Below are 24,917 nucleotides of genomic sequence, written 5' to 3' on the forward strand. Positions count from 1 at the left end.
TGTTGTGCTACTGTGTTAAGCGAAGTGCTTGTTTTGCACAGAAGGCGTCATTTTTCATCATAAACAGTAATACAACCTTACCAAGGAGTTTTTATTGTTGAATGCGGGTTTACTCTTAAACCTTTGCTTTATATTTCTGCTTGTAGGCTGTAGCTTTCAGGCCAGCAGACCCGCACCCGTCGAAAATATTTCCCATAGCTACTCTAAAAATAGCAAAGGCCACATTAAATCGAATTCATATAAAGTTAAAAAAGGTGACACTCTCTACTCTATTTCTTGGGCTGCAGGGAAAGACTTTTCTGAAATAGCTAAACTTAATCAATTAGATAACCCTTATACAATTTACCCTGGACAGATTTTATATTTAACTAATGCTAAATCTAGTAACCAATCAAAATCTACGACTTTAGATGGAAATATAACGGGTGATTTAGATGCTAACTCAAGTAAAAGTGATAAAAAACAATTAGATGATAAGGTTTATCAGTCTAATGCTAAGTCAAGTAACGATCTGAAAAAAACACTTGATCAGAAAGCTAAGCCCGCGTACCTTGTAACAAGTTCCCAACAAAATGTTAACCAGCTAATGGTTCCACCCACCTCAACACTGCCAGCCAGTGTGAGTCAGTGGCAGTGGCCAGTAAGAGGGAAGTTAATCGGAACTTATTCTGCCAATGAGCAGGGAAATAAAGGTATTAAGATCGCGGGAAATCGGGGAGATATCATCAAAGCTGCTGCAGATGGGCGGGTGGTATACGCAGGAAGTGCTCTTAGGGGTTACGGTAATTTAGTGATTATTAAACATAGTGACGATTACCTTAGTGCTTATGCTCATACGGACAAGATCTTAGTCAAAGAAAAGCAACATGTCCTCGCAGGGCAGACTGTTGCAAAAATGGGCAATACAGGTGCCAATCGGGTAATGTTACATTTTGAAATTCGTTACCATGGACAGTCTGTAAACCCACTTACTTATTTACCTAAACAATGATTGTTTGGGGCCTTGTTGGCAAATGGAGGATAGGAAATTGCACTAATTCAGCAGTTTAATTAGGTTTGGGAGATTTGATCATGAGCCGCATAAATAGCACTGCCGCAGAAGCACTAGTAGATTTTTCCGTAGAAACCGTAGACTTTGATCTTGAAAAAGAAGAAGTTGCCACCGATCTAGTCCAAGAGCTAGGAATAGAACAACAGGTCCAAGATGACCTGCAAAAAAATCTTGATGCTACTCAACTTTATCTAGGTGAGATTGGTTTTTCCCCACTTCTTAGCGCAGAAGAAGAAGTTTACTTTTCCCGTAAGGCCTTAAAAGGTTGTGCAAAATCCCGTAATCGCATGATCGAAAGTAATTTACGTCTCGTCGTAAAAATTGCACGTCGTTACAATAACCGCGGCTTAGCACTGCTCGATCTTATCGAAGAGGGTAATTTAGGTTTAATTCGTGCCGTAGAAAAGTTTGACCCAGAAAGAGGTTTTCGTTTTTCAACCTATGCGACTTGGTGGATCAGACAGACGATTGAACGCGCTATCATGAATCAAACTCGTACTATTCGTTTGCCGATTCATGTTGTTAAAGAACTCAACGTATACTTGCGCACAGCCCGCGAATTAGCACAAAAACTGGATCATGAACCTACAGCGGAAGAAATTGCTGAAAAACTGCAAGTTTCTAGCTCTGATGTGAGCCGCATGCTTAAGCTGAATGAAAAAATTACCTCTGTTGATACGCCTTTGGGGGGCGATAACGAGAAAGCATTATTAGATGTATTGGCCGATGATGATAGTGTTGGCCCTGACTATAAAGTGCAAGATGAAGACATCTCTAACTCGGTGGTGAAATGGCTTAACGAGTTGAACACAAAACAAAGAGAAGTATTAGCCCGTCGTTTTGGTTTGTTAGGTTATGAACCTTCTACGCTTGAAGATGTTGGGGCTGAAATTGGTTTAACCCGTGAACGTGTTCGTCAAATCCAAGTGGAAGCATTAAAACGCTTACGTGATTTATTGGGTTCTCAAGGTTTATCTGTTGAAGCTTTATTTAGAAACTAATATCTGTCTTCTGGTGCCTTTCAGAGAAGCTATCCAGAAAATGTACTTAGTGTGAGATCACGTCATAAAGTAAAACGCCCACTATAGAGTGGGCGTTGTTATTTTTAGGCTTTTATTTAGATCACCTGATGTCTAGCTCAAGCGTTTCAGTTCATAGAGCAAATCAAGCGCCTGTTTTGGCGTTAAGTTATCGGGATTAATGCTACTTAATTTAGTCAAAGCTGGATTTTCAACCGGTTCAGGTAAAGCGAGTAAGCTTTGAATGGGCGTCCTCGTTCCTTCTGGTTGGTGATCGCGACTCTCCAATTGCTGCAATTTATGTTTCGCTGCTTTAATCACTTTGTTTGGCACGCCGGCAAGCGCCGCAACTTGTAAGCCGTAGCTTTTACTGGCGGCGCCTTCCTGTACCGCATGCATAAAGGCGATGGTATCTTCATGCTCAATGGCATCAAAGTGCACGTTATACACGCCTGTCATTAGCTCAGGCAATTGAGTTAATTCAAAATAATGGGTGGCGAATAGGGTCATAGCCCCGACTTGCTGGGCTAAATATTCCGCCGCCGACCAAGCTAGCGATAAACCATCATAGGTGGATGTTCCACGGCCGATTTCATCCATTAACACTAAACTACTGGCAGTGGCATTGTGCAGGATGTTGGCAGTTTCAGTCATTTCTACCATAAAGGTTGAGCGGCCAGAGGCCAGATCGTCTGATGCGCCAATACGGGTAAAGATGCGATCAATCGGGCCAATCAGGGCGCGATCTGCTGGAACAAAACAGCCAATGTGGGCCATCAGCGTGATCAAGGCGACTTGGCGCATATAGGTCGATTTACCGCCCATGTTAGGTCCAGTCACAATCAACATACGTCTTTGATTGTGCAAGGTCACGGGGTTAGCGATAAACGGTGTTTGACTGACACGCTCCACCACTGGGTGACGACCAGCCTCTATCTGTACGCCGATATCTTGGCGCAGCTCTGGGCAAGTGTAGCCTAAGGTTTCGGCGCGCTCAGCAAAGTTACTCAACACATCAAGCTCAGCCGCCGCTCGAGCAAAAGCTTGTAATTCATGCAATTTTGGCAGAATAAGATCGAACAACTGTTCCCATAACTGCTTTTCGAGTGCCAGCGCTTTACCTTGGCTCGAGAGCACTTTTTCTTCGTACTCCTTAAGTTCGGGCGTGATATAACGCTCCATATTCTTAAGGGTTTGACGTCGTTGATAATTGAGCGGTACCTGCGAGGATTGCAAGCGGCTCACTTCAATGTAATAGCCGTGTACACGGTTATAGCCGACTTTAAGTGTGTTGATACCTGTACGTTCTTTTTCTCTGGCTTCGAGTTGTACTAAGTAATCACTCGCTCCTTCGCTAAGACCGCGCCATTCATCTAATTCGCTGTTGTAGCCTTCACGGATCACTCCTCCATCGCGGATAAGCATAGGTGGATTATCGACTATCGCGCGCTCAAGCAGGGCTTGCTCAGCGGGGAACTCACCTAAGTGTTGACGCAATTGAGTCGTGTGTGGCGCGCTCAGTGTACTTAAACTCTGTTGTAATTCAGGCAATAAGCCCAGTGCTTGACGTAAACGTGCAAAGTCTCTTGGGCGAGCGGTACGCAGCGCGAGTCTTGCCATGATACGTTCGATATCGCCAAGTGCCTTTAACTGCTCATGCAAACCTTCGTGGGCTGCGGTATCGAGGAGTTCAGTCACCGCCTGTTGGCGCGCCTTGATTTGCTTAGGATCTCGCAGAGGCTGATGGATCCAGCGTTGTAACATACGGCTGCCCATAGGCGTTGCCGTATTATCCAATACTGCCGCTAAGGTATTATCGCGGCCACCGGCAAGGTTTTGAGTTAATTCTAAATTTCGGCGAGTTGCCGCATCGAGTACTATGCTATCGGTTTGATTGAAGCGGATAATGGCATTGATATGGGGCAGTGCCGTGCGCTGTGTGTCTTTGACATATTGCATCAAGCAACCTGCAGCCTGCAGTGATAAACGTGCATCTGCGATGCCAAAACCATGTAAGTCTTTAGTACCGAACTGGGCCAGTAGTAACTTGATACTCGTATCGTAATCAAATTCCCACTCGGGGCGACGGCGTTTGCCTTTAAAACCGTTAAGTAGACCTAGTTCGCCAAAGTCTTCACTGTAGAGAATTTCAACGGGATTAGTGCGTTGCAATTCTGCTTCTAATGACTCTCGGGTGTCGAGCTCAGCAATCACAAAACGTCCGGATGAAACATCTAATGTGGCATAACCAAAACCGACTTTACCTTGATAAACCGCGGCTAACAGATTGTCCTGGCGTTCTTGTAGCAACGCTTCGTCGGTTAAGGTGCCTGGTGTTACAATTCGCACCACTTTACGTTCTACTGGCCCTTTAGATGTCGCGGGATCGCCAATCTGTTCGCAAATCGCAACTGATTGACCAATTTGAACTAATTTTGCAAGATAGCCTTCCACAGCATGGTAGGGAAGTCCCGCCATCGGAATAGGATCGCCACCACTTTTACCGCGCGCAGTGAGTGAAATGCCTAATAGCTCAGAAGCGCGTTTAGCATCGTCATAAAACAACTCGTAGAAGTCACCCATGCGATAAAACAGCAACATATCGTGATGTTCTGCTTTCATCGTCAAGTACTGACGCATCATAGGAGTATGTTTTTCTAAATCATCGGTATCAATTACATTCATTAAATCGTTATCGTCCGTTGTGACTGCCTAAAGGCGATACAGTTTGTGTGGTTAAGGGTGATTAAGCGCTATGGAAGCGGAAGACTGCTGTACAATTTTCAGCTAAAAAGACCACGCAAAATTTGTTGCGCCAATCTTAGCAATAATTTAGCGAAAATTGAGCCCTTAACGATGGATATTGATCAAAGGGAGCTATTATCTGATTTGATATTCGCTAAAACCTTGGCCATATTAAAAATCCTATCAGCTAAAAATAATTCAGTCACAGGTCTTGATACTGTATGATTGTACAGTATACTAGTCAGCAGAATTAAGACAAAAAGCGCGGCTTTTTGAATTACCCGTTTGTAAATTGAATATCACTTTTGACAGCTTAATGCTTGTCTTGATGAGGGAACAGGAATGAAGGTCGATCCAAATAAAGAGAAAGCACTTGCTGCGGTATTGATCCAAATTGAGAAACAATTTGGTAAAGGCTCCATCATGAAGCTGGGCGAAGATCGCTCTATGGATGTTGAGACCATTTCTACCGGTTCTCTGTCTCTGGACGTTGCTTTAGGTGCTGGCGGTTTGCCAATGGGTCGTATCGTTGAGATCTATGGTCCTGAATCATCAGGTAAAACAACACTGACTTTAGAAGTGATTGCCGCAGCGCAACGTGAAGGCAAAACCTGTGCCTTTATCGATGCAGAGCATGCGTTAGACCCTATTTATGCTAAAAAATTGGGCGTAGATATTGATAACCTGCTGTGTTCACAACCGGATACTGGCGAGCAAGCGCTTGAGATTTGTGATGCTTTAACTCGCTCAGGCGCTGTTGACGTTATCGTAGTCGACTCAGTGGCGGCATTAACGCCTAAAGCTGAAATCGAAGGCGAAATTGGTGATTCTCACATGGGCCTAGCGGCGCGTATGATGAGCCAAGCCATGCGTAAACTTGCGGGTAACTTAAAGCAATCTAACACCTTACTTATTTTCATCAACCAAATTCGGATGAAGATTGGTGTGATGTTCGGTAACCCAGAAACTACAACTGGTGGTAACGCGCTGAAGTTTTATGCTTCTGTTCGTTTAGACATTCGCCGCACTGGTGCCATTAAAGACGGCGATGAAGTGGTCGGTAACGAAACTCGCGTTAAAGTGGTGAAAAACAAGGTTGCAGCGCCGTTTAAGCAGGCCGAATTCCAAATCCTTTATGGCCAAGGTATTAACCGTACTGGTGAGTTAGTAGACTTAGGCGTAGCCCATAAGTTGATTGAAAAAGCGGGCGCTTGGTACAGCTATAAAGGTGACAAAATCGGCCAAGGTCGTGCTAATGCTGGCAAATATCTGACTGAAAACCCAGCTATTGCTGCTGAAATTGACAAGACGCTACGTGAGTTGCTTTTGAGTAATCCGAGTGCCTTGGCTGCCAAAGCTGATGATAGTACTGAGGACAATATTGATTTAGAGACAGGCGAAGTATTCTGAGTCAGTCAGCCCATCAAATTGCGGTCGCGCTGTTAGCGCGCCGCGATTATTCCCGTTTACAAATCCGCGATAAATTGCTCGAAAAAGGTTTCGAACTTAACGATATCGAACCTGTACTCGATGCTTGCGAATCCTCCGGTTTTATTAATGATGCTCGTTATGCCGAACTGTTGGTGCGTAGCCACATCAGTCGAGGCCACGGTGCAATACGCATCCGCCAAGCAATCGCACAGAAAGGCTTATCTAAAGACTGTATTGAAGCCGCTTTGGTTAATTGTGATTGTGACTGGTTTGAGCTAGCAAAAGATAAAGCCACCAAGAAATACGGTGTACCTCGCGTAACAGAAGTGAAGGGCTCTAAAGCTCGGGATCTGATCGCAAAGGAAAAGGCCAAACGAGTGCGTTTTTTAATGGGCCAAGGCTTTAGCTACGATCAAATCACTTACGCACTAGATTCAGATCCCAATGATCCCAATGATCTCGATGAAGATTATTAAATTTGGAGCTAAGACTGTAAAAGCTCATCTAAATATCATCAATGGGTATTGTCAATTTCATACTTCACATTAGACTCACTTGCTTAAATATTGTCCGTGCCGCGATAAACTTACGCCGTCTTTATTTGTGCTTTATCCTGTCGTTTTGCTTCTAGTGACTCTGGTGTGGGCGATTCACGCTAAAATATTAAATTCCTGATGTGTATATCACCAATCAAGACTGGTCGTCCTTCCTTAGTCTGCTTATAATGCTGGGCAAATAGAAATACGGCTAGCCTAAGGCGTAGCTGGTAATGCTTACCCAATTCAGGATGATTTCATGTATCAAACTACAGCAGAGCTCAGAAGCGCTTTCCTCGAATTTTTCCGCAGCAATGGTCATCAAGTTGTGGACAGTAGTTCATTAGTGCCAGGCAACGATCCCACACTTTTATTTACCAATGCAGGCATGAACCAGTTCAAGGACGTGTTTCTTGGCATGGACAAACGCAATTATACGCGTGCGACTACTGCTCAACGTTGTGTACGCGCTGGTGGTAAACATAACGATTTGGATAACGTTGGCTACACAGCACGTCATCACACCTTTTTCGAAATGCTAGGTAACTTCAGTTTTGGAGATTATTTCAAAGAAGAAGCGATTCGTTTGGGCTGGACTTTTTTAACTGAAACCTTAAAGCTGCCGAAGGAACGTCTGTGCGTCACTATTTATCAGACAGATGATGAAGCCTTTGAAATCTGGAATAAAAAAATTGGTGTCGCTGCCGAGAACATCATACGTATCGGTGACAATAAAGGTGCTGCCTTTGCGTCAGATAACTTCTGGCAAATGGGTGATACCGGTCCTTGTGGTCCATGTACTGAGATTTTTTATGATCATGGTGATCATATTTGGGGCGGACGTCCTGGCAGTCCTGAAGAAGATGGTGATCGTTTCATCGAAATCTGGAACATCGTTTTCATGCAGTACAACCGTCAAGCATCGGGTGAAATGTTACCTTTGCCTAAGCCCTCGGTTGATACAGGTATGGGGATTGAGCGTATTGCTGCGATTATGCAGGGCGTACATTCTAACTACGAAATCGATATTTTCCGTACTTTGATTGCTAAAGCCGCAGAGGTCATTGGTGTTAGTGACTTATCTGAAAAGTCGCTGCGCGTTATTGCTGACCATATCCGTTCATGTGCATTCCTTATTGCCGATGGCGTTATGCCGTCGAACGAAGGCCGTGGTTATGTGCTGCGCCGTATTATTCGTCGCGCTGTTCGCCATGGTAACAAGTTAGGTGCGACCGAAGCTTTCTTCTACAAGCTGGTTCCGTCTTTGATTGCGGTGATGGGCGATGCAGCAAAAGGGTTAGCTGAGACTCAAGCGATTGTTGAAAAAGCACTGAAAGCGGAAGAAGAGCAATTTGCCCGTACGCTTGAACGTGGTTTAGGTATTTTAGATACGGCCTTAAACGAGTTGAAAGGTGACACCTTAGACGGCGAAACCGTATTTAAGTTGTATGACACCTATGGCTTCCCAATGGATTTGACCGCTGATGTCTGCCGTGAGCGCAACATCATTGTCGATGAAGCCGGTTTCGAAGTCGCCATGGCTGAGCAACGTAGCCGCGCACAAGCTGCCGGTAACTTTGGTGCAGATTATAACGCTGCGCTGAAAATTGATACTGAAACTGCATTCAGTGGTTACACCGAATTAGCGGGTCAAGCTAAGGTCACCGCGATTTATCAAAATGGTGAGTCAGTGACGGCGATCAAAGCGGGTGATGAAGCCGTTGTCGTGCTCGATGTAACACCTTTCTACGCTGAATCTGGCGGTCAAGTAGGCGATAAAGGCCAATTGGTTGCGAATGGTATTGAGTTTACGGTAAACGATACGCAAAAGTATGGTCAAGCAACGGGCCATCAAGGTGTTTTGGCTACAGGTAGCTTGAGCGTTGGCCAAGTTATTGAAGCGAAAGTGGATAAAAAACTGCGTCACCGTACACAGTTAAACCATTCTGTTACGCATTTACTGCATGCCGCACTGCGTCAAGTGCTCGGTACTCATGTCTCGCAAAAAGGGTCTTTGGTTGATCCTGAGCGTTTACGTTTTGACTTCTCCCATTTCGAAGGCGTAAAAGCTGCTGAATTAAAAGAAGTTGAAGAATTAGTTAACACTCAAATTCGTCGTAACCATGAACTTAAAACCGCTGAAATGGGCATAGATGAAGCTAAAGAGAAAGGCGCTATGGCACTTTTTGGTGAGAAATATGATTCACAAGTGCGTGTTGTGACTATGGGCGATTTCTCTATCGAATTGTGTGGCGGTACCCATGTGGGTCGCACTGGCGATATCGGCTTATTTAAAATCACCTCTGAAGCAGGTATTGCTGCGGGTGTACGTCGCATCGAAGCCGTGACTGGCGCTGCTGCTATGGCTTATGTGGCGCAGCAACAAGCTGAACTGGAAGAAGCCGCTGCCTTATTGAAAGGCGATGCAAACTCAGTGGTGGCTAAGTTAAAAGCGCAGCTCGATAAGATGAAGCAACTCGAAAAAGAAATGGCGCAGCTGAAAGATAAGCTCGCGGCCGCAGCGAGTGCAGACTTAGTGGGCGATGCCGTTGTAGTTAATGGCGTTAACGTACTGATCAAAAAATTAGACGGCGTTGAGGCAAGTTCACTACGCGGCTTGCAAGATGAATTAAAACAGAAATTGAAATCGGCCATTATCGTGCTTGGCACTGCGCAGGAAGGGAAAGTTAACCTGATCGCGGGTGTGAGTAACGATCTGATCGGTAAAGTCAAAGCGGGTGAGCTAGTCGCTATGGTCGCTGCACAAGTGGGCGGTAAAGGCGGTGGTCGTCCTGATATGGCTCAAGCGGGCGGTAGCCAGCCAGAAAATCTGGATGCGGCATTGGCTCAAGTATTACCTTGGATTACTGAGCGTCTAGCTTAAGAGGTTGCTGTGCCCCAAAAACGAAAGCTTAGTGGTAGCAAGCTTTTTGTGAAAAAGTTCGGCGGCACTTCGGTAGGTTCTATTGAACGTATCGAAGCGGTCGCTGAGCAGATTACAAAGTCAGCTCACAATGGTGAGCAGCAAGTTTTAGTCTTATCCGCGATGGCGGGTGAGACGAATCGCCTGTTTGCACTTGCAGCACAAATTAATCCGCGCGCCTCGGCGCGCGAGTTAGACATGCTAGTCTCGACGGGTGAGCAAGTGAGTATTGCTTTGATGTCGATGGCGCTACAACGTCGCGGCATAAAAGCGAAATCCCTTACGGGCGATCAAGTGCAAATTCATACAAATAGTCAATTCGGTCGCGCCAGCATCGAGCGAGTTGATACTGAATATTTGCAGTCTTTGCTTGCCGATGGTGTTGTGCCGATCGTTGCAGGGTTTCAGGGCATCGATCCTCAAGGCGAAGTGACCACCTTAGGACGCGGTGGTTCAGATACCACTGCAGTAGCCTTAGCGGCAGCGTTAGAAGCCGATGAATGCCAGATTTTTACCGATGTGGCTGGGGTATTTACCACAGATCCTAATATTGATAGCAGTGCACGTCGCCTCGATGTGATTGGGTTTGATGTGATGCTCGAAATGGCAAAGCTCGGCGCTAAAGTATTGCATCCCGATTCTGTTGAATACGCCGAGCGTTTTCGCGTACCGCTGCGAGTATTGTCGAGCTTTGAAGCTGGGCAGGGGACGTTAATCCAATTTGGCGACGAGTCGGAATTAACGATTGCCTCATTAGTGCAAGGTATCGCGATTAATAAGGCGCTGGCAACGCTAACGATTGAAGGGCTGTTTACCACCAGTGAACGTTATCAAGCGCTGTTAGGCTGCTTAACGCGATTGGAAATCGATGTGGAATTTATTTCTCCATTGAGGATCCATGAGGATGATCCTTCGGGTCGAGTCAGTTTTATGCTCGCTGAAGCTAAGGTTGATACTCTGCTTAATGAGCTCGAAGGCTTAAGCGAAAGCCTTGCTCTCGGACCATTGATGATCGAACGGCAACGTGCAAAAGTATCTTTAGTTGGCAAAGGTTTACAGGCAAAAATGGGATTATTGACTAAGATGTTAGAAGTCTTGGGTAATGAAACTATTCATGCTAAGTTACTCACGACGTCAGAGAGTAAATTATCAACCGTTATCGATGAAAGGGACTTACACAAGGCGGTTCGGGCGTTACATCACGCTTTCGAGCTAAATAAGGTGTAATTAAATAACCGTTTGAGTATTGAATACTATTAATTTGTACTAAGCTGACCTTATAATAAGCCCATCTACCGGATGAGTGCCGTGTGTAAGCTGAATTAAGAAATAAAGGAGCTATCGAATGCTGATTTTGACTCGTCGTGTTGGCGAAACACTGATGATTGGTGATGAAGTCACAGTTACAGTGCTAGGGGTAAAAGGCAATCAAGTGCGTATTGGTGTGAATGCACCAAAAGAGGTTTCTGTTCATCGCGAAGAAATCTACCAACGCATTCAATCTGAAAAATCAGGTACACCATCGGAAGGTGGTAACTTTTAGTACCTTGTTTTGGCAAGCGTACTACGGCAACAGAAGAGTCAGTTTTTTAACTGGCTTTTTTATTTTTCAGACCGAAAGATTGGCGTAAATCAATACATTGGCTTGATATAACAGCAATGTGATTAAAAACAGTTCAAATGGAATCTGTTTCGGAAAAAGGGTTTGACTTATTTTCGTCAAACAGTAATATGTGCGCCAAGAAAACGGAGAGGTGGCCGAGTGGCCGAAGGCGCTCCCCTGCTAAGGGAGTATGGGCTTTAACTCCCATCGAGGGTTCGAATCCCTCCTTCTCCGCCATTTCTTACTGATAGAAAACAGTGCGCGTGTAGCTCAGCTGGATAGAGTATCTGGCTACGAACCAGGCGGTCGGAGGTTCGACTCCTTCCACGCGCACCATTTTTTATTAGTGTTTGATGTAAAAGTAAATTTAGATACAAGTCGCGCGTGTAGCTCAGCTGGATAGAGTACCTGGCTACGAACCAGGCGGTCGGAGGTTCGACTCCTTCCACGCGCACCATCTCTGCATTAGTTAATCTTTAACTCATCAGTTTTGAATTTCATAAGAAATTTTGTAGATAATTGCTTATAGCAAAGAGTTAAAATGCGCGTGTAGCTCAGCTGGATAGAGTACCTGGCTACGAACCAGGCGGTCGGAGGTTCGACTCCTTCCACGCGCACCAATTTAGATTAATACGATTTAAATCGTATTAATGTTTTACCGTTTAATATGCGCGTGTAGCTCAGCTGGATAGAGTACCTGGCTACGAACCAGGCGGTCGGAGGTTCGACTCCTTCCACGCGCACCAATTTAAATTAATATGATTTAGGTCGTATTAGTGTTTTACCGTTTAACATGCGCGTGTAGCTCAGCTGGATAGAGTACCTGGCTACGAACCAGGCGGTCGGAGGTTCGACTCCTTCCACGCGCACCAATATAGTTAACGAGATACGTCTTGTTGATTTAAAGCGTTAAACGCGGAGAGGTGGCCGAGTGGCCGAAGGCGCTCCCCTGCTAAGGGAGTATGGGCTTTAACTCCCATCGAGGGTTCGAATCCCTCCTTCTCCGCCATTCTATTCTTTTAGTCGAGAAGAATAGAATAAATTTGCGAGATAAAAGTGCTTATCCTAGACTCAATCTTGATTGGATCTTAGAAGTACAAAAACGAGTTTGCGCGTGTAGCTCAGCTGGATAGAGTACCTGGCTACGAACCAGGCGGTCGGAGGTTCGACTCCTTCCACGCGCACCATATAGATAAGCCCTGCAAGCAATTGCAGGGCTTTTTTATTTTTTAATCTGTATGGTTTAACTCATTATATTTTTACCCGCTTAGGTTTAACCTTAACTTTGCATCACCATCTTTTGCCTTACCTTAGCTATCTTCGGTGTCGCTATCTTTAGCCATTTCGCTTTAAACACTTCTCTTTCTTAGGTTCAACTCATTGAAGAATCTGCTTTTGCCTGTGTTGAGAGTCTATGACGACATTAGATATTCATGTCTGCACTCAATGTCAGTCTCTCAGTGCTGCCTCTGGAGGTATTAGCTGTTCTTTAGTCTACATGTGTGGTGTTTACTTATGTCGGCAGTGATGGGCTACGTGTGAGCTCGTGAGCGATAGATCACGGGGAATGATGAGGATGAATTGTGAGGTGGTTTCAATACAGTGCCGTAGGTTAAATGACAGTGTTTAGAGTTGACTCGGGTTAAAGGCGGCATTTGGCTCAAGAACGTAGATTAAGGCTCATAATTGCTCATAGATTGCAGCGATATAGATACAAGGAGGGCAGCCAAGTGGCTGCCCTTCATTCAGTTAGAACTAATCATAACAAGTGAATCAGAGTAAATGAGAAGCTTAAGCTTCTAACTTAGCGAACTCTGATTTTTGTTCATTGAGTTTGTCCATATCTCGCTTGAGATCGGCCATCTTGGCGCGCTCTTTGTCGATAACCTCGGCTGGAGCTTTTGCCACAAAACCTTGGTTTGACAATTTGCCTTCGATACGAGCGATCTCTTGGCCGAGCTTTTCAAGCTGTTTGTCGATACGGGCCATTTCGGCGGCGACATCGATTAAGCCTGCCATAGGGATCAGCAGTTCCATTTCGCCAATCAAACCTGTGGTCGACATAGGCGCAGTTTCGCCATCGGCTAAAATGGTCATGCTTTCTAAGCGGGCAAGCGTAGTGAAGAAGGTTTGGTTCGCTTCTACACGGGCTTTATCCTGCGCGCTAACACCACGAAGTAGGGCATTTAGCGGTTTAGATGGGGCAATGTTCAGTTCAGCGCGAATGTTACGCACCGCGACGATCACTTGCTTAACCCATTCTAAATCGGCCATTGCTGCGCTATCGACTTTAGCGGCATCAAATGTTGGGAACGGTGCCAGCATGATGGTATCACCTGTGACACCGGCTAACGGTTTAACGCGCTGCCAAATGGTTTCAGTGATATACGGCATCATAGGGTGCATCAGGCGTTGCATCGCTTCGAGGACTGTCACTAAGGTGTGACGGGTGCCGCGCATTTGCGCTTCGGTGCCGTTTTGCAATACCGGTTTGGTTAACTCTAAGTACCAGTCACAGAACTGGTTCCAAGTGAACTCATACAGGGTATTGGCTGCTAAGTCGAAACGGTAGGCTGTCATGTGATCGTCAAAGGTCTTAACGGTTTGATTGAACAAGCCAATAATCCAGCGATCGGCCAACGACAGTTCCATCTCGCCGCCTTTGTGCTCCGGTGAGCCAGGGCCGCAATCTTGATCTTCTGTGTTCATCAGCACGTAGCGTGAGGCGTTCCATAACTTGTTACAGAAGCTACGGTAACCGTCTAAGCGCTTCATATCCCAGTTGATGTCACGACCCGTTGATGCCATTGCCGCAAGCGTAAAGCGCAGTGCATCAGTGCCGTGGGCTTCGATACCGTCGGCAAACTCTTTGCGAGTGCTCTTTTCAATTTTAGCGGCCAGTTGTGGCTGCATCATATTACCGGTACGTTTTTCAACGAGATCTTCAAGGCCGATACCGTCGATCATGTCTAATGGATCGAGTACGTTGCCCTTAGATTTTGACATCTTGTTACCCGCTTCATCGCGGATAAGACCGGTTACGTAGACGGTTTTGAACGGGACTTGTGGTTTACCGTCTTCATCTTTGATGAAGTGCATGGTCATCATGATCATACGGGCAACCCAGAAGAAGATGATGTCAAAACCTGTCACCAACACGTCGGTTGGGTGGAAGGTTTTTAAATCTTCTAAATTGTCAGGCCAACCTAAGGTCGAGAAAGTCCACAGGGCTGAGCTGAACCAAGTGTCCAGTACGTCTTCGTCTTGGCGTAATGTCATCGAGTCGGCGATATTGTGCTTAGCACGGACGTCGGCTTCGTTGCGGCCGACATAGACTTTGCCATTTTCGTCGTACCATGCTGGGATGCGGTGACCCCACCACAATTGACGTGAAATACACCAGTCTTGAATGTCACGCATCCACGAGAAGTACATGTTCTCATATTGCTGTGGTACAAATTTAATGCTGCCATTTTCAACGGCTTCGATAGCGGTTTTCGCCATTGGCGCAACAGCTACATACCATTGGTCGGTCAGCATCGGCTCGATAACCACACCGGAGCGATCACCGTAAGGCACTTTCAAGGCGTGAGGCGCGATTTTTTCGAGCAGCCCTAAAGTGTCAAATTCAGCGACGATAGCATCGCGCGCTTTAAAACGGTCAAGTCCGGCAAAACGTTCAGGCAGGCTGCCATCGAGCGTTTTGTTAAAGGTACCGTCAGAGTTCACCACTTCAGCGCTCACGCGAATGGCGGCATCTAAGGTCAGCACGTTAAACATGGGCAGGTTGTGACGTTTACCGACTTCATAGTCGTTAAAGTCATGGGCTGGAGTGATCTTCACGCAGCCAGTACCAAAGGCCATGTCGACGTAATCGTCGGCCACGATAGGAATGCGGCGGTTAACAATCGGCAACAGAATAAACTTACCGACCAGCGCTTGATAGCGTTCATCATCGGGATGCACTGCAACCGCACTGTCGCCGAGCATGGTTTCTGGGCGCGTGGTAGCGACTTCTAAATAGTCTTTACCATCGGCGGTCAGTTCACCGTCGGCCAGTGGATAACGCAGATGCCACATGTGGCCCTGTTTTTCTTTGCTTTCCACTTCTAAATCAGAGATAGCCGTGTGCAGCTTTGGATCCCAGTTGACCAAACGCTTACCGCGATAAATCAACTCGTCTTCGTACAGACGTACAAACACTTCTTGCACGGCCTTGGACAAGCCTTCGTCCATAGTGAAACGCTCGCGGTCCCAATCTACAGAAGCGCCCATACGACGTAGCTGCTTAGTGATAGTGCCGCCCGATTGCGCTTTCCATTCCCACACTTTATCCATAAAGGCATCGCGACCTAGGTCATGACGATTTTTGCCTTCTTCGGCTTCAAGCTTACGCTCAACCAACATTTGGGTGGCGATACCCGCATGGTCAGTACCGACTTGCCATAGGGTATTTTTGCCTTTCATCCGTTGGTAACGGGTCAAAGTATCCATAATAGTGTCTTGGAAGGCGTGGCCCATGTGCAAGCTGCCCGTCACGTTTGGTGGCGGGATCATGATGCAATAATTGCCTTGGGATTCATCGCCGTGTGGCTTGAAGTAACCTTGCTCTTCCCAATTTTGGTAAAGCGTTTGCTCGATGGACTGCGGATCGTATGTTTTTTCCATGGGAACGTGTCTGTCTCAAACTAATTAAGTGGATGTGTTGCTAAGTCTTGGGTCTGTAAATTGACCCCTAAGCCGCGATACTGTCGATAACGTTCGCGAGCGACCGCTTTATGCTGATCGTCATTGGCAACAAAATCGATAATGTGGCCAAAGTTTACCGCAAATGGGGGCGCTTGGTCTGCAAGATTAATCAGAACTTGGCGACTTTTGTTGGCGCCGAGGCGATCAAAACCAATTTCTACCGGCGATCCCGTCATCGGGCCTTCACCTTTGAGGTTATGAGGTACAAAGGCACTTGGCTCAAACTGCCATAAAAGTTCATCAATTGCATGGGCTTGCTGTTTATCTTGGCAATGGATATAGACCCATTGTTGCTTCACAAAAGCCTGCTGCGCCAGTTGGCATGCCAGAAGATGCATCTCGCAAAGCGCAGGGTTCGCATTCGCGGTTGCAACAGGTGAATCAGCCTTGGCTTTGGCAGGCGATGCCACTGGCGGCATAAGATAAAACAGCACTTGAGTCATGATTTCAATGCCTTGCTTCACTTGTTTTAGTGGCGAACGAAAGCAGCAGTTTACACTAAAAGTCAGTATGGGTTAATGCTTAGGGCAAACCTTACAGTGAGGTTTTATCTATCACTGTCTGGCGGGACTTAATGGGATGCTTTCAAACCGTTGGAGATGCAGAGGGTAGAGCTATAACTCTTTAAAAAATTATTCTAAAACCATTAGTTGTTCAGTTTTTTACTCAAGTTCTTATTCAGGAAATCGATTTTCTGATTAAATTAAGAAAATAAAAAAGGCGAAGATTTTCATCTTCGCCTTTCATTTATCGAGCCTTTAACACACTAAGGCCGGATAGTCGGTTATTCGCCGAGTTCAACGCCAGCACGATTGATCAGGAACTGAGTCAATAGTGGCACTGGACGACCCGTAGAACCTTTGTTAGCACCGCTATTCCAAGCTGTGCCTGCAACGTCTAAGTGAGCCCAGTTGTACTTTTTAGCAAAGCGCGAAAGGAAACATGCTGCTGTGATAGCTCCAGCAGGACGGCCACCTAAGTTGGTCATGTCAGCAAACGGGCTGTCGAGCATATCTTGATACTCATCCCACAACGGCATGCGCCATGCGCGGTCACCACTTTGCTCACCGGCACTTAATAGCTCGTGTGCCAGAGGGTTATGCGATGAGAACAGACCCGATGCGTGTTTACCAAGGGCAATCACACACGCGCCAGTCAGGGTTGCAGTATCGATAACTAATTCAGGATCGAAACGCTCAACATAGGTTAATACGTCACATAGGACTAGACGGCCTTCCGCATCGGTATTTAACACTTCAACGGTTTGACCTGACATAGTGGTCAGAATGTCACCTGGACGGTAAGCATTACCCGATGGCATGTTTTCACAGCCAGCCAGAATACCCACAACGTTGATAGGTAACTTCATATCACAGATGGCTTTCATGGTGCCGATAACACCCGCTGCGCCACCCATGTCGTACTTCATTTCGTCCATGGCTTCGCCAGGCTTCAATGAAATGCCACCCGAGTCGAAGGTTAACCCTTTACCGACTAATACGATTGGTTTTTCTGTGCTATCGACAGCGCCTTTGTATTCCATCACAGTCATGATGGATTCGTTGGCACTGGCGCGACCGACTGCAAGGTATGAGTTCATGCCCAGTTTGGCCATTTGCTCTTCACCAATAGTGGTGACATGCAGAGTGTCGTGTATTTCAGCCATTTGGCGAGCTTGTGAAGCTAAATAGGCTGGATTACAGATGTTCGGTGGCATGTTGGCTACATCGCGACATAAATGCATGCCAGCAGATACTGCCATACCATGCTCGATGGCGCGCTCACCTAAGGTTAATTCACGGCGAGTCGGGACATTGAACACTAATTTACGCAGTGGACGGCGAGTTTCACCTTTGCGGGTCTTCAGGGCATCAAAGCTATAAAGACTGCTATTAGTGGTTTCAACCGCTTGACGTACTTTCCAATACGTATCGCGTCCTTTCACGTGCAGTTCAGTTAAGAAGCAAACCGCTTCCATTGAACCCGTTTCGTTAAGGGTGTTGATTGTCTTAGTGATGATTTGTTTGTATTGGCGTTCGTCTAATTCTCGTTCTTTGCCACAACCCACTAATAATACACGTTCACTCAATACGTTAGGAACATGGTGCAGCAATAACATCTGGCCAGGTTTACCTTCCAGATCGCCGCGACGCAGTAGGTTACTGATATAACCTTCGCTAATTTTATCTAATTGCTCCGCGATACCCGACAGACGACGGGGTTCATAAACACCGACCACGATACAGGCTGAGCGTTGTTTTTCGGGGCTACCGCTCTTTACGCTAAACTCCATGAGCACTCCTAGATTCTTAAAGACAAATTTTTATATTTATTGGATAATGTCTGCTTGTCCCGAAAAGGGCCTAAGTTATTACTCCAAAGGTGATTTATTCTCGGCGCTTGAGTCACGCATTTCGTGACGTTAAGTTTACCTAGAACCCCTGAAGCTGGTCAGAAAACTATCAAAAGTAAACAGTTTACATGAAAGTTAGTCTGTTACCAGCAAAAAGATAAGTTTAGAGACCGGATCCTGCCTGTGATTGTATTTAAATACCTTATTCGAGAAGTTTTAAAGGCACAAATTGCGGTACTTTTAGTGCTGTTAACTATTTTTATTAGCCAGCATTTCGTGCGTATACTGGCCGATGCCTCCGACGGCGATTTTCCCGCCTCTTTAATCATGACTCTGATTGGGCTTAACTTGCCTTATCTGGTGATCTTAGTGCTGCCGTTAAGTTTGTTCTTGGGTATTTTACTGGCCCACGGCCGTATGTATTCCGAAAATGAAATGGTCATTCTCCACGGTGTTGGGGTCAGTGAGTGGTATGTCACCCGCGTGACGCTGATCCTCGCCGTGATCAATATGCTGTTTACTGGCTATTTATCCCTTTATGTTGCTCCTTGGGCAGAAGAACAGCAAAACCAAGTGCTCGAAAAAGCCCAGTCCGAAGCAGGTCTTGCCGCCTTAATCCAAGGGCGTTTTCAGGCGAGTCCCAATGGTCGCGCGGTATTATTTGTTGAGCGTATTGGTAAAGATAACGAGTTAGATAAAGTGTTTGTAGCCCAGTTGCCAGATCCTGATGATGAAACTGGCGTGACCAATGTCGTGGTGGCTAAAGGTGGACGAGTACAGGAAGATAGTTCAGGTGCTCAACAATTGAACTTGAATGATGGCGTACGTTATCAAGGCAGCCCGAAGGCGAAGGACTACCAAATGATCGAATTTGGTGGTTATAAAATGCAAATTAAAGAGCAGCAAGTTGATGAGCGTCGCCGTAAGTTATCTGCATTGCCCGTTGATGAACTCGTTAAAATTGAAGGTGCTGAAGCTGCGGCTGAATTCCACTGGCGTCTTGCTATCCCGCTCGCGATTCCAATTATGACCCTGATTGCTGTGCCGTTAGCGCGGGTGAATGTGCGCCAAGGTAAGTTTGCTAAGATGTTCCCGGCAGTACTTTTGTACCTTGGCTATTTTGGACTGATGGTCGCGGGACGTAAGGCATTGCAAGATGGGATTATTCCACTGTATTTAGGTATGTGGTGGATCCATGTTTCTGCGCTCTTGATGGGGTTATTCTTGCTCGGCAAAGATAGGCCTATTTTCAGTCGTATATCGTCCTTGTTTGCCACTAAGAAGGTGGCAGCATGAAGATATTAGACCTTTATATCGCCAGAATATTGTTAAGCACTTCAGCGCTTTGTTTGCTGGTGTTGACTGGTTTGTCGGGCATCATCAAATGGGTTGATCAGCTGCGTTTAGTTGGCCGTGGCACCTATAGCATGATGGATGCTGGCATCTATGTTTTATTTTTAGTGCCACGGGATATTGAAATGTTTTTCCCTATGGCCGTCTTGCTAGGCGCTTTGATTGGTATGGGAATGTTGGCATCGAATTCCGAACTTGTGGTGATGCAAGCTTCTGGCATGTCACGTTTGCAGATCACTATGTCGGCGATGAAAACTGCTGTGCCTTTGATGTTATTGGTGATGGTTTTAGGGGAGTGGGGCGCACCGATTGCTGAGCAAAAAGCGAATGAGTTACAAGCTGTTAAACTCTCTGGCGGGAGTTTAATTAAGTCCCATCGTGGAATTTGGGCAAAGGATGGTGATTTGTTCGTTAATATTGGTGAAGTTGAAAACATCAATAAACTCAGCAATATCACGCTTTATAAATTCAATAGCGAACTTAAGCTCACCAACGTAGTTCACGCAGACCGAGCGGTATTTTCCCAAGATCGCTGGCGTTTATTTGACGTTAAACGTACTGATTTAAGCTATGAGAAAGTCGTGCTTGAGTATCTTGAAGAAGACCAATGGCAGTCGAGTTTAACGCCAGATAAGCTCAGCGTAGTGTCGATTAAACCCGAGGCATTATCTATACGTGGTCTGGTCGGTTATCTCGATTACCTTAAAACTAACAGTCAAGATCCCAGCCGTTATGAGCTTGCTTTATGGCGCAAGGTGATGCAGCCCGTGACGGTCGCAGTGATGATGTTAGTGGCACTGTCGTTTGTATTTGGTCCACTGCGGACTGTGACTATGGGCGCGCGCGTATTACTTGGGGTCGTAGCAGGTTTTAGCTTTTATATCAGTAATGAGATTTTTGGTCCAATGAGTATAGTGTATGAGCTACCTGCTTATGTGGGGGCTGTTGCACCAAGCTTGTTGTTTACTGGCGTTGCCTTCTACTTTATCCGGCGATGATACGCAGCTTATTACTCCTTACTCCGGATTTCGTCAATTAAGAATAGTCCATAAAAATAGCCCATAAAAAACGACGCTTTTGCGTCGTTTTTTGTATTTCGGATTTACTTAAGAATAAACTTATGCCCCATGCCAGTTACGCATTTGGTTGGCTTCTTTAGACAGCACGACCACTTCTGAGCGAGTCATCATATCCTGCAGTGCGCGTTTATCATCATTGATTAAAATCCATAAATTGCCAATGCCGAGCAGTGACCAAATGATGCGAGCGTAGGCAGTGATTAGACTTAAGTTTTGGCCATTAGGATGTTGAATTTTAAGCCGCCAAGCGCGCATCCCTAAGGTTTGACCGCCCTTACTCCAGAATAATGCGTAGAAAGTGCCGACACACAAGGCAAGCCAGAGTTGATAAATTCCCTGATAAACTGGCGTGCCATTGAGTGCATCTGAGACATGCTCAAAGCCATTCATGCCAGCCAGTCCTGAAGCGGTGAGGCCGTAGAAAATCCCAAAGCCCATTGCGCCAGCAACCATATAGACGGCCACGGCTAACATCGAATCGTAAACTGCAGCGCCTAGGCGGCGGAAGAATCCTGCGCGGGGGAAATTAGCATGTTCGGTATTGAGCATTACAGTGTCCTGTTATTGAAGTGCTTAAAGCTAATACAAAAAACAACTAATATTTCAGCCTAGGCTTCAGGTTCTTCATCTCTGACAAAGTGGATATTGCTAAAACCAAAGCGGGCAAACTCTACTTTTCTGAATTCTTTTTCAGCCTTCGCACCTTTACGAGATGTCATGGCGACTTGTTGCTCCATAGCCAAAAATTTGGTCAGATCTATGCCTTCTGCTTCGGCCACTGCTTCATATAAATCATGGTGTTTGTCGTAGCTAAAGGCGATGGTTTTCGTCTTACCTTTGAAGGTATAAGTGACTTGACGGGCCATGGGAGTTCTCCTGAAATAAGTCTGAAATTAATTAAATTCACTTCTAAAAATAAAATACACGGCACCTAAGATGCACAGTCCTGCCCACAGATAATCGAGCTTCAATGGTTCTTTCATATAGAAATAGGCAAAGGGGACAAACAAACTTAAGGTGATGACTTCTTGTAAAATTTTTAACTGGCCGACATTCATTACTGTGTAGCCGATACGGTTAGCAGGCACTTGCAGCAAGTATTCAAATAGGGCGATACCCCAGCTCACTAAGGCCGCAATAATCCAAGGTTTTGAGCCTAGCGTTTTCAAATGCCCGTACCAAGCAAAGGTCATAAAAATATTACTTAAGCAAAGTAAACCGATAGTGGTTAGGGTTGGATTCATTTTTCATCTCTATGATTAAATTTATAAATCATATACATAGCATCGTCAGTATAGCTGCCAAGGCATTTATCGATTGCTTTAGGTTTAAAACCCATTTTAAGCCAATAGCTGTCGGCACCTTGTACGGCTACGAGGGATAAGGAATTGAGATTATAGCGATCAGCCAGTAGTGTTAGGCGGGTCAGCGCCTTAGCGCCGGCGCCTAAACCTTGGGCTTTGGCCGAAATCGCAATATCGTGTAGGTATAAGGTATCAGCCTTGGGTAAATGGGTGATGGGCTGATATAGCGCGGGCGGCATATTGGCGGTCCAAGGGTGAGCCAAGCAATAACCGACAACCGACTTATCCACTTCGAACACAAAACAGGACAGAGGTGATACCTGCCATTTACTTTGCAGTACGTGCAGTGGCTCAGGATCCAGTTGTGAGTAACACTCGTCTTGGATCGCTAAAATGGCATCCCAATCCTCTGGGGTGATTGCACGCAGTAACATGGCCGACATTTATCCTGTTTCAAGAGTTCTGTTGAAGGAACTCCGTGGAAAGAGTCCTGATTCAAATAAGCTCGGCATTATAACCTCAAGCAGCGTTAAAATGCAGGCTCCAGCGGCAATATAAAGCGCTTTAAAACCCGTATAAACTGAGCTTTCAGCGCTTGTATACCCAAACAACCTGAAGATACAGGATTCAGCGGGAATTTAACGCACTTTAGGCAAGGCGGTTATTTGCTGACCTAGCGGGCTAAGTTAAAAATAACCAACGCAGCATAAAGTGCGTTAAAACCCGCCGGGACGGAGCGCCTAGGGCACTTCACTTCCGTGTTGCATCAATTCAAAAGGTGGCCGACATTCTGTCATTGATGCGCCTTGAATTGATGCACCCTAGGCGCTCTGAAACTCGACTCTTCAGGTAGCTTGGGTATAAGCATTAGCAGCGGTTAAATGCCCAGATATCGTTGGCGCAGGTGACGCTCAAGATATTGACCATTTAGGGTTTCACCCGTTGCTTGGCGTATCAGTTCATCGGTGGTGAGCAAAGATCCCTTAGACCAAATGTGTTCACTCAGCCATTGGAATACCGAGTTCAACTTGCCTGCATCGATCAGGGTTTCAATTGGTCCTAAGGCTTTTTCCATCGCAAAACGGCATTGGGCGGCATACATGGCGCCTAAGGTATAGCTGGGAAAATACCCTAGTTCACCAACGGCCCAATGGATATCCTGCATGCAACCGTCTCGGTAGTTGCCATCGGTATTAATCCCCAGTAGTTGTTGCATCTGCGTCGACCAAAAATCAGGCAAATCATCTACGGTTAAGCTGCCGTCGATAAAGGCTTTTTCTGCCTCAAAGCGCAGTAAAATGTGGCAAGGATAGGTGACTTCATCGGCATCGACGCGGATAAGTCCGGGCGCTACGCGGGTGTAATGCTGTGCTAATTCTTGGGCGCTAAAATGACAATGAAGATGTTGCGCAATTTTAGGCTGCAATTGGCGTAAAAATGCCGGATTTGCCCCGAGTTGCATTTCGCAGAATAGACTCTGGCTCTCGTGGATACCCATAGAACGCGCCAGTCCCGCAGGTTGTCCACGCCACGCTTTAGGTAAACCCTGCTCATATTTGGCATGGCCTGTTTCATGAACTATGCCCATGATAGCACTACTGAAATCAGCCTCATTGTAGCGAGTCGTTATCCGTACATCGCTTGGCACGCCGCCACAGAATGGATGGCTGCTGATATCCAGCCTACCGTGGTTAAAGTCAAACCCCAGAAAATCCATTACGTCTCGGCCTAGGGCTTGCTGCGCGCTAACATCGAAGGGACCATTTAGCGTTAACTTAGGCTCGTTTGCCTGTTTAGCCAGCACTTCTTGGATAAGTGTCGGTAGCCAATTTTTCAGTCCGCCAAAGGTTTGCTCCAGCTTTGCCGAGGTCATTCCCGGCTCAAATTTATTGAGCAGGGCATCATAGGGGGAAATATTCTGGGCTTCGCCGCGGATCTGCGCTTCTTCCTTAGCAAGTGCAATTACGGCTTTAAGGTTTGGTTTAAAGCCTTGCCAGTCATTATTTTTACGTTGTTCACGCCACGCATTCTCACATTGATAGGCCATTTTAGTTTTGGCTTGCACGAGATCGCCGGGCACTAAATTTGCCTGTTGATATTGGTACTGCATTTCCCGCAGGTTAGCTTGTTGTTCCGTTGTGAGAGATTCGTCCGTCGCGCCGTGTAAGTGTTCAGCTAATATGGTTGAGGTTTTGAGTGTGTGGATATGTCGCGCCAGTTCAGCCATTGCATCGCCGCGATCGCTATTACCGCCCATAGGCATCATAGCTGCTTGATCCCAGTCACCTAGAGCGCTGAAATGTTCAAAGTGAGAAATTTTTTGAAAATGTGCTGTCAGTTTATCGTAACTTGGTGTTGGTACTTTGCTCTTGGGTGAGTCCATGGAATTTCCCTTCTGGCGCATCAAATCCTGCGCGAATAAATAACAATAACAGGATGATAATACAATGACGTCAACAGTATACTCAAACAACCTGAAGATGCAGGACTCAGTGGGCTGATATTAACGCTATAGTAACGCACTTGAGGCAAGGCCATTTATTGCTCCTGAATAAATGGCATCCACGCCATGTATGGCGATTGCGGCTATTTGCAGCGCTAGCGCGCTAAGCTAAAAAGGGAGTTGTAGTGTTAAAGTGGTTTTCGATAGGGTACTAGCAGCGAAGATGGCCACGCTATTTGGGTGCAGCAGAGTAATAGTCAAATCTGTTTTAGGGACAATTTTTAGTTTGGAAATTGTGCTTGCCTTGCTATTCTGTGGTGGTTAAGTC

The 24,917-nt window shown here is 46.0% G+C and carries 18 protein-coding genes and 8 tRNA genes; 17 read left to right on the forward strand and 9 right to left on the reverse strand.

What is annotated here, in order from left to right; translation table 11 throughout:
* Positions 1-94: 94 nt before the first annotated feature.
* Positions 95-991: a peptidoglycan DD-metalloendopeptidase family protein gene (locus CKQ84_RS14420; protein ID WP_105251809.1), complete on the forward strand. Its 897-nt coding sequence runs from the start codon at positions 95-97 to the stop codon at positions 989-991.
* Positions 992-1,071: 80 nt separating this feature from the next.
* Positions 1,072-2,052, forward strand: a complete 981-nt coding sequence (rpoS, locus tag CKQ84_RS14425; RefSeq protein ID WP_028761361.1) for an RNA polymerase sigma factor RpoS — start codon at positions 1,072-1,074, stop codon at positions 2,050-2,052.
* Positions 2,053-2,184: 132 nt separating this feature from the next.
* Here rpoS and mutS read toward each other — a convergent pair whose 3' ends face one another.
* Positions 2,185-4,755 (reverse strand): DNA mismatch repair protein MutS, encoded by a 2,571-nt coding sequence (gene mutS, locus CKQ84_RS14430; protein ID WP_105251810.1) that lies wholly within the window; start codon positions 4,753-4,755, stop codon positions 2,185-2,187.
* Between the two features lie 402 nt (positions 4,756-5,157).
* Here mutS and recA point away from each other — a divergent pair, with 402 nt between their 5' ends.
* From recA to CKQ84_RS14500, 13 genes are all read left to right on the forward strand, one after another.
* Complete coding sequence (gene recA / locus CKQ84_RS14440; protein ID WP_105251812.1) at positions 5,158-6,225, forward strand: recombinase RecA; 1,068 nt, start codon at positions 5,158-5,160, stop codon at positions 6,223-6,225.
* A gap of 74 nt (positions 6,226-6,299) precedes the next feature.
* Positions 6,300-6,722, forward strand: coding sequence for a regulatory protein RecX (locus CKQ84_RS14445; protein WP_105251813.1), 423 nt, complete (start codon positions 6,300-6,302; stop codon positions 6,720-6,722).
* Between the two features lie 319 nt (positions 6,723-7,041).
* Positions 7,042-9,666: an alanine--tRNA ligase gene (gene alaS, locus CKQ84_RS14450; protein ID WP_105251814.1), complete on the forward strand. Its 2,625-nt coding sequence runs from the start codon at positions 7,042-7,044 to the stop codon at positions 9,664-9,666.
* 9 nt (positions 9,667-9,675) lie between these two features.
* Entirely contained in the window at positions 9,676-10,932 is a 1,257-nt protein-coding gene (locus tag CKQ84_RS14455) for an aspartate kinase (RefSeq protein ID WP_105251815.1), read from the forward strand.
* Positions 10,933-11,050: 118 nt separating this feature from the next.
* Complete coding sequence (csrA, locus tag CKQ84_RS14460) at positions 11,051-11,248, forward strand: carbon storage regulator CsrA (protein ID WP_006082602.1); 198 nt, start codon at positions 11,051-11,053, stop codon at positions 11,246-11,248.
* Positions 11,249-11,453: 205 nt separating this feature from the next.
* Positions 11,454-11,545 (forward strand) — tRNA-Ser (locus tag CKQ84_RS14465).
* 22 nt (positions 11,546-11,567) lie between these two features.
* Positions 11,568-11,644, forward strand: a tRNA-Arg gene (locus tag CKQ84_RS14470).
* 44 nt (positions 11,645-11,688) lie between these two features.
* A tRNA-Arg gene (locus CKQ84_RS14475) sits at positions 11,689-11,765 on the forward strand.
* Between the two features lie 86 nt (positions 11,766-11,851).
* Positions 11,852-11,928, forward strand: a tRNA-Arg gene (locus CKQ84_RS14480).
* A 49-nt stretch (positions 11,929-11,977) separates the two neighbouring features.
* Positions 11,978-12,054: transfer RNA gene (locus tag CKQ84_RS14485), tRNA-Arg, on the forward strand.
* A 49-nt stretch (positions 12,055-12,103) separates the two neighbouring features.
* A tRNA-Arg gene (locus CKQ84_RS14490) sits at positions 12,104-12,180 on the forward strand.
* A gap of 45 nt (positions 12,181-12,225) precedes the next feature.
* Positions 12,226-12,317, forward strand: a tRNA-Ser gene (locus CKQ84_RS14495).
* A gap of 101 nt (positions 12,318-12,418) precedes the next feature.
* A tRNA-Arg gene (locus CKQ84_RS14500) sits at positions 12,419-12,495 on the forward strand.
* A 604-nt stretch (positions 12,496-13,099) separates the two neighbouring features.
* Here CKQ84_RS14500 and CKQ84_RS14505 read toward each other — a convergent pair.
* The 3 genes from CKQ84_RS14505 to pepA all read right to left on the reverse strand — a co-directional run bounded on the left by CKQ84_RS14505 (position 13,100) and on the right by pepA (position 18,350).
* The gene (locus tag CKQ84_RS14505) at positions 13,100-15,976 is read right to left on the reverse strand and encodes a valine--tRNA ligase (protein WP_105251816.1); all 2,877 of its coding nucleotides are present in this window, start codon (positions 15,974-15,976) and stop codon (positions 13,100-13,102) included.
* A 20-nt stretch (positions 15,977-15,996) separates the two neighbouring features.
* A complete protein-coding gene (locus CKQ84_RS14510) occupies positions 15,997-16,500 on the reverse strand; it encodes a DNA polymerase III subunit chi (RefSeq protein WP_105251817.1) in 504 nt (167 codons plus the stop codon).
* 341 nt (positions 16,501-16,841) lie between these two features.
* Positions 16,842-18,350, reverse strand: a complete 1,509-nt coding sequence (gene pepA / locus CKQ84_RS14515) for a leucyl aminopeptidase (protein ID WP_006082597.1) — start codon at positions 18,348-18,350, stop codon at positions 16,842-16,844.
* Between the two features lie 243 nt (positions 18,351-18,593).
* On the opposite strand from pepA, the gene lptF reads away from it, so the two are divergent.
* Together lptF and lptG are read left to right on the forward strand one after the other, a co-directional pair.
* Positions 18,594-19,706: an LPS export ABC transporter permease LptF gene (lptF, locus tag CKQ84_RS14520; RefSeq protein ID WP_105251818.1), complete on the forward strand. Its 1,113-nt coding sequence runs from the start codon at positions 18,594-18,596 to the stop codon at positions 19,704-19,706.
* Positions 19,703-20,761 carry an LPS export ABC transporter permease LptG gene (gene lptG / locus CKQ84_RS14525; protein ID WP_105251819.1) on the forward strand — a complete coding sequence of 353 codons (1,059 nt, stop codon included), beginning with the start codon at positions 19,703-19,705 and terminating at the stop codon, positions 20,759-20,761. The genes lptF and lptG overlap by 4 nt, the downstream gene beginning before the upstream one ends.
* 120 nt (positions 20,762-20,881) lie before the next feature.
* On the opposite strand, the gene CKQ84_RS14530 is transcribed toward lptG, so the two are convergent.
* From CKQ84_RS14530 to CKQ84_RS14555, 5 genes are all read right to left on the reverse strand, one after another.
* Entirely contained in the window at positions 20,882-21,391 is a 510-nt protein-coding gene (locus CKQ84_RS14530; protein WP_028761351.1) for an RDD family protein, read from the reverse strand.
* Between the two features lie 59 nt (positions 21,392-21,450).
* Positions 21,451-21,708, reverse strand: a complete 258-nt coding sequence (locus CKQ84_RS14535) for a DUF2960 domain-containing protein (RefSeq protein WP_006082593.1) — start codon at positions 21,706-21,708, stop codon at positions 21,451-21,453.
* A gap of 27 nt (positions 21,709-21,735) precedes the next feature.
* Positions 21,736-22,086 carry a DMT family protein gene (locus tag CKQ84_RS14540; protein WP_006082592.1) on the reverse strand — a complete coding sequence of 117 codons (351 nt, stop codon included), beginning with the start codon at positions 22,084-22,086 and terminating at the stop codon, positions 21,736-21,738.
* A complete protein-coding gene (locus CKQ84_RS14545; RefSeq protein ID WP_105253076.1) occupies positions 22,083-22,580 on the reverse strand; it encodes a GNAT family N-acetyltransferase in 498 nt (165 codons plus the stop codon). The genes CKQ84_RS14540 and CKQ84_RS14545 overlap by 4 nt, the downstream gene beginning before the upstream one ends.
* Positions 22,581-23,023: 443 nt before the next feature.
* On the reverse strand, positions 23,024-24,529 hold the full coding sequence (locus CKQ84_RS14555) for a carboxypeptidase M32 (RefSeq protein ID WP_105251820.1): 1,506 nt from the start codon (positions 24,527-24,529) through the stop codon (positions 23,024-23,026).
* Positions 24,530-24,917: the final 388 nt, after the last annotated feature.

The sequence above is a fragment of the Shewanella sp. WE21 genome, from assembly GCF_002966515.1.
In the GTDB taxonomy this organism is placed as follows: domain Bacteria; phylum Pseudomonadota; class Gammaproteobacteria; order Enterobacterales; family Shewanellaceae; genus Shewanella; species Shewanella oncorhynchi.

What these genes read in the sequence shown, in the direction of transcription:
- rpoS (WP_028761361.1), top strand. Translation starts at nt 1,072, where the DNA reads ATGAGCCGCATAAATAGCACTGCCGCAGAAGCACTAGTAGATTTTTCC.
- mutS (WP_105251810.1), bottom strand. Translation starts at nt 4,755, where the DNA reads ATGAATGTAATTGATACCGATGATTTAGAAAAACATACTCCTATGATG.
- recA (WP_105251812.1), top strand. Translation starts at nt 5,158, where the DNA reads ATGAAGGTCGATCCAAATAAAGAGAAAGCACTTGCTGCGGTATTGATC.
- alaS (WP_105251814.1), top strand. Translation starts at nt 7,042, where the DNA reads ATGTATCAAACTACAGCAGAGCTCAGAAGCGCTTTCCTCGAATTTTTC.
- csrA (WP_006082602.1), top strand. Translation starts at nt 11,051, where the DNA reads ATGCTGATTTTGACTCGTCGTGTTGGCGAAACACTGATGATTGGTGAT.
- CKQ84_RS14505 (WP_105251816.1), bottom strand. Translation starts at nt 15,976, where the DNA reads ATGGAAAAAACATACGATCCGCAGTCCATCGAGCAAACGCTTTACCAA.
- CKQ84_RS14510 (WP_105251817.1), bottom strand. Translation starts at nt 16,500, where the DNA reads ATGACTCAAGTGCTGTTTTATCTTATGCCGCCAGTGGCATCGCCTGCC.
- pepA (WP_006082597.1), bottom strand. Translation starts at nt 18,350, where the DNA reads ATGGAGTTTAGCGTAAAGAGCGGTAGCCCCGAAAAACAACGCTCAGCC.
- lptG (WP_105251819.1), top strand. Translation starts at nt 19,703, where the DNA reads ATGAAGATATTAGACCTTTATATCGCCAGAATATTGTTAAGCACTTCA.
- CKQ84_RS14530 (WP_028761351.1), bottom strand. Translation starts at nt 21,391, where the DNA reads ATGCTCAATACCGAACATGCTAATTTCCCCCGCGCAGGATTCTTCCGC.
- CKQ84_RS14535 (WP_006082593.1), bottom strand. Translation starts at nt 21,708, where the DNA reads ATGGCCCGTCAAGTCACTTATACCTTCAAAGGTAAGACGAAAACCATC.
- CKQ84_RS14540 (WP_006082592.1), bottom strand. Translation starts at nt 22,086, where the DNA reads ATGAATCCAACCCTAACCACTATCGGTTTACTTTGCTTAAGTAATATT.
- CKQ84_RS14545 (WP_105253076.1), bottom strand. Translation starts at nt 22,580, where the DNA reads ATGTTACTGCGTGCAATCACCCCAGAGGATTGGGATGCCATTTTAGCG.
- CKQ84_RS14555 (WP_105251820.1), bottom strand. Translation starts at nt 24,529, where the DNA reads ATGGACTCACCCAAGAGCAAAGTACCAACACCAAGTTACGATAAACTG.